A 3,831-nucleotide genomic window follows, 5' to 3' on the forward strand; every position below is an offset into this window, starting at 1 on the left:
ACTCATTTCAATTACAAGTAAATCCAATTACAAGGGATATGAAATCCTGCGAATAAGTGAGCATTCGAGAGATATTCGTATTAAACTGAGGGAGTGGAAGAAGGAAAAAAATTAATTAAGGAGAATTTATCTCTTTAAAGGACATAAATTGGGGGTTACGATGTAATGGAAAGATACGAAGAACTCTTAAAACGTTACGGATTAGTGCCAAGGATAGAATTTGTTCATAATATTAGAAAGCTATTGATAGAAGAAATAGATAAAAAATCTCCTGAAGGCAATGAATACCTAAAAACACTTTGCATCCAATTATTTGCTTTGGGATATGTTGAAGACAGTCTGTTAATATGGAAGGCAAAGGAAAAAATTGGGATACACATTTTTATATTGATTTTCAATTGTTATGTGGTGCGGGATATGAGAAAACACTGAATTATCTCGAACAACTGGATAGCATTGAGGCTCGGGAGATAATTAACTACCTACGTGATAGTGGATTAGAAGAGGAATTTGACGATTTTAATGTAAATGAAATGCTAAATTTTTATAAAAGATATTATGGTATTTAAGATTGATAAAAAAGTAAACCAAATGAAATAGCTGTAGTTAATTGATTATAAATCAATCCTATAGTTGCCTTTCGAGTAAAAAATTGGGTAGAAATATACTTAAGCTACCATGAAAATAAGTTTCCTCAAGATTAGAAAAATGACATACTTAAGAAGACCCTGCTCAATCGTTAAAAAAAGAGGAGAGCGTTAATAAATAAGTTTATAAGTTGGTTGACTGGATTAAGGTCAGTATCAGTATTGACACTTCCTAATCATTTTCATTCTCTGTGGTGAGGCACTAATTTTTGTGCTTCATGGATGGCTAACGGGTACAATATTTTAACGGCTGCCGCGGCGGCCATTTTTGCTTAATAAAGCAGGATAATGGAATGAAGTAACAAATAAGTTGTATTAACAAATAATTTTAAAGGGGTGCATTTTAAATGAACGTACAAGAACAAATCGAAAAGTATATTACCAGCCAACCTGAACCAAAACGTAGTGATATGCAAGAGTTGCACCGCACCATTCTGCAAGTAATGCCAGTATGCAAATTATGGTTCTTGGATGGTAAAAATAATGAAAATATAACTGTTTCTAATCCTAATATAGGATATGGATTTCACACCATAAAATATTCTGATGGAAAGACCAGAGAGTTTTATCAAATTGGTATCAGTGCAAACAAAACCGGGATCTCTGTCTATATCCTTGGTATTAAAGATAAGAAATACTTAACCCAGACATATGGAAAAAAAATCGGTAAGGCGAGTGTGAGTGGATATTGCATTAAGTTCAAAACGCTAAAAGATATAAACATTGATATACTTGAAGCCGCAATACGATTCGGGGTTGAGACGACAGGATAACGAACTTCTAATAACCTTTGTTGCGATCTTCAAACAGTTGTGAATTTGAATAATATGGCATCGATTTCTCAAAACCAAGATATGAGAAATTTATACCTGATCGATTCCCTGGGATACTCGAATGGTACTTCCCAACTTTAAGTTAAGCTACCATGAAAATTAACTTCTGTGATATCCGTAAAATGGCAATACTAAAATAGACGCAGCTCATTCATTTTTTAAAAAAGGGAGAGCGCCAAATTCATGGATTTATGGTTTAAAATCGTGACTGGATTAAGATGCTTTAGGTTCTTCTATCGTAACTGTGTATCCTAAACTTTCGAGTCTTCTCAGTGAATGCCGAACGATAGTTTGCAATCGCTAAGCCTAACCTATGTCCGCCTTGTTTTCTGCTTCTTGCTTTATAAACTCGATAAAACCGATTTAAAACAAGAGGAATGTCGTGTTTGGGTATCCCAATCCCTTTGTCGAGTTTTTTAGATTAGAGTTTTCTAAAGAATTTATTAGGTTAATTTTACGATTTGTCAATCTTCCTTTAAATGAAAGCAAGTACTATATTACTTGTAACAAAAAATCATTCACTAACCCAAGGAGGCAATAAAACATGAACAAAAAGTTTCTTATCCCAGCTCTCGCAGTTTCTATCATCGGAGGCGGAATTGCAGGTTCATTACTAAATCACACAACTTTTGCAGCAAGTAATACGAATGCTCCCGTGGAAAAATCTCAGGAAAAAGAAGTTTCAGATGCTAGCGAACAAGCTACTTTAAAGAAACAAGCAAAAATAACGGAAGCAGATGCGATCAAAATTGCATTAGCAAAAGTTCCCGGCACAAATAACGGAACAGAACTTGAAAATGAAGACGGGAAAGTCGTTTATGGTGTGGAGGTAAAAGATTCTAAGAATAACTTAAGTGATGTTAAGGTAGATGCGGTTACAGGAACAATTATAAAAATTGATACGAACGATAAAGATAAGTCTGAAGGCGAAAATGGTCAAAAAGACGATAAAGAAGTGAAAGATGATCAAAAACAAGATAACGATAAAGAAATTGCTGACGAAAGTACAAAACAAAGCCAGAAAGAACAAGGCGACAATGATAAAGAAATTTCGGATGACGATATACAAACAAACCATAAATAATTTTAAAAAAAGAAGTCAATTGCAAATATTGACTTCTTTTTTTTGTTTTAATACCCACCAATACAGTCTTTTGCTACAAAATGAAATTGTAAAGTAAAGCATTTTTTATTTTCCATACTTGCATCCATTTCTTCTTTCATTATCTCTTAACTCCTTAAGGGGTTTTTAGTTTTTTTATCAGGTCTTTAATACATCGTGACCATTGATTAATGTGGTTTCATATTTATCTTTAGAAAATAACCACTACAAATAGTTTGGACAGAATAAATTATAGAGATTACTGGTATATTGTGTATTTTTGAACATTATTGAGGGATATTATTTTTCATTGAATGAAAAGATCTCTCAACGTGAGAGACTATGTGTGTGCTTAAAATAAAAGGTCGAGTTCCTCATTTTTCTTATTGCCTAATAAGATTGTGAAATACTGAACTTACACTAACTGGTGCTTTACTTCAAGAAAGAAGTAAGGCTTATTTTGTTGAAAACAAAAACATAAATAGTAGAGTTCCAGAAGAAAAATAAAAAAATAAAGGAATTCATAATGAATTAGTGGAATATTTTAGCGTATTGATAATTATTCCCTGATAACAAGGAGGTGTTCTTTTTGCAAAATAAAATTAAAATAATTATCTCTATCAGCCTTATTTTAGTTGTTTCTTATTTTATTAACATTGCATTAAAAGATGATATTAAAGAAATTGAAAAAGCTGTTTATTCTTTAAACCAACCATTTACTAAAATTGCTTATATAAAGTTTTTAGATAATAACCAAGCCATTGTATTTTATGAACATGCTTCTACTAATATAGAGTATTTCGGAAATATAAGATTAAAGAAAAATATTTTTGGATGGAAATTGGGTAACAGTAGTAGTGGTCAAACCCCTAATGATCATAAATTAGATTGGCACTATTCAAATTTGAAGAATGATTTTTCAAAGTATACTGATGTGCTCAGTGGAAAAATTTTAGATTCTGAAATAAAAGAGGTTTTTATTGTTACTAAAAATAATAAGGAATATCAAGCTAAAATCATCAAATATTACAATGGAAATAGATTCTGGTACTTAGTAACGGATGGAGAAGAATTACCAGGATCTACTGTAACAGGTCTTTCAATTGATGGGAAAATAATAGAGGAGATAAAAATGTAATCACGTTCTCCTTTTTCACTACCATGAAAATTAACTTCTGTAATAAAGTGAAAAAGGCAATACTGAAGAAGACGCAGCTCATTCGTTTTTAAAAAAAGGGGAGAGCGCCAA

At 31.9% G+C, this 3,831-nt stretch carries 4 protein-coding genes and 1 pseudogene; 4 read left to right on the forward strand and 1 reads right to left on the reverse strand.

The window, feature by feature from the left end; genetic code table 11:
* Positions 1–165 precede the first annotated feature (165 nt).
* Together ACFVSW_RS27805 and ACFVSW_RS27810 are read left to right on the forward strand one after the other, a co-directional pair.
* Entirely contained in the window at positions 166–432 is a 267-nt protein-coding gene (locus ACFVSW_RS27805; RefSeq protein WP_387319865.1) for a hypothetical protein, read from the forward strand.
* Positions 433–994: 562 nt separating this feature from the next.
* The gene (locus tag ACFVSW_RS27810; protein ID WP_387319866.1) at positions 995–1,420 is read left to right on the forward strand and encodes a DUF1801 domain-containing protein; all 426 of its coding nucleotides are present in this window, start codon (positions 995–997) and stop codon (positions 1,418–1,420) included.
* Positions 1,421–1,772: 352 nt separating this feature from the next.
* Here ACFVSW_RS27810 and ACFVSW_RS27815 read toward each other — a convergent pair.
* Positions 1,773–1,892 (reverse strand): annotated as a pseudogene (locus ACFVSW_RS27815) (ATP-binding protein); the annotation flags it as partial.
* A 132-nt stretch (positions 1,893–2,024) separates the two neighbouring features.
* Between ACFVSW_RS27815 and ACFVSW_RS27820 the strand changes: the two are divergent.
* Positions 2,025–2,564, forward strand: coding sequence for a PepSY domain-containing protein (locus ACFVSW_RS27820; protein WP_387319867.1), 540 nt, complete (start codon positions 2,025–2,027; stop codon positions 2,562–2,564).
* Positions 2,565–3,171: 607 nt separating this feature from the next.
* Positions 3,172–3,720 (forward strand): hypothetical protein, encoded by a 549-nt coding sequence (locus tag ACFVSW_RS27825; RefSeq protein ID WP_387319868.1) that lies wholly within the window; start codon positions 3,172–3,174, stop codon positions 3,718–3,720.
* Positions 3,721–3,831: the final 111 nt, after the last annotated feature.

It is taken from the genome of Neobacillus sp. NPDC058068, assembly GCF_042885335.1.
Lineage (GTDB): Bacteria > Bacillota > Bacilli > Bacillales > Cytobacillaceae > Neobacillus.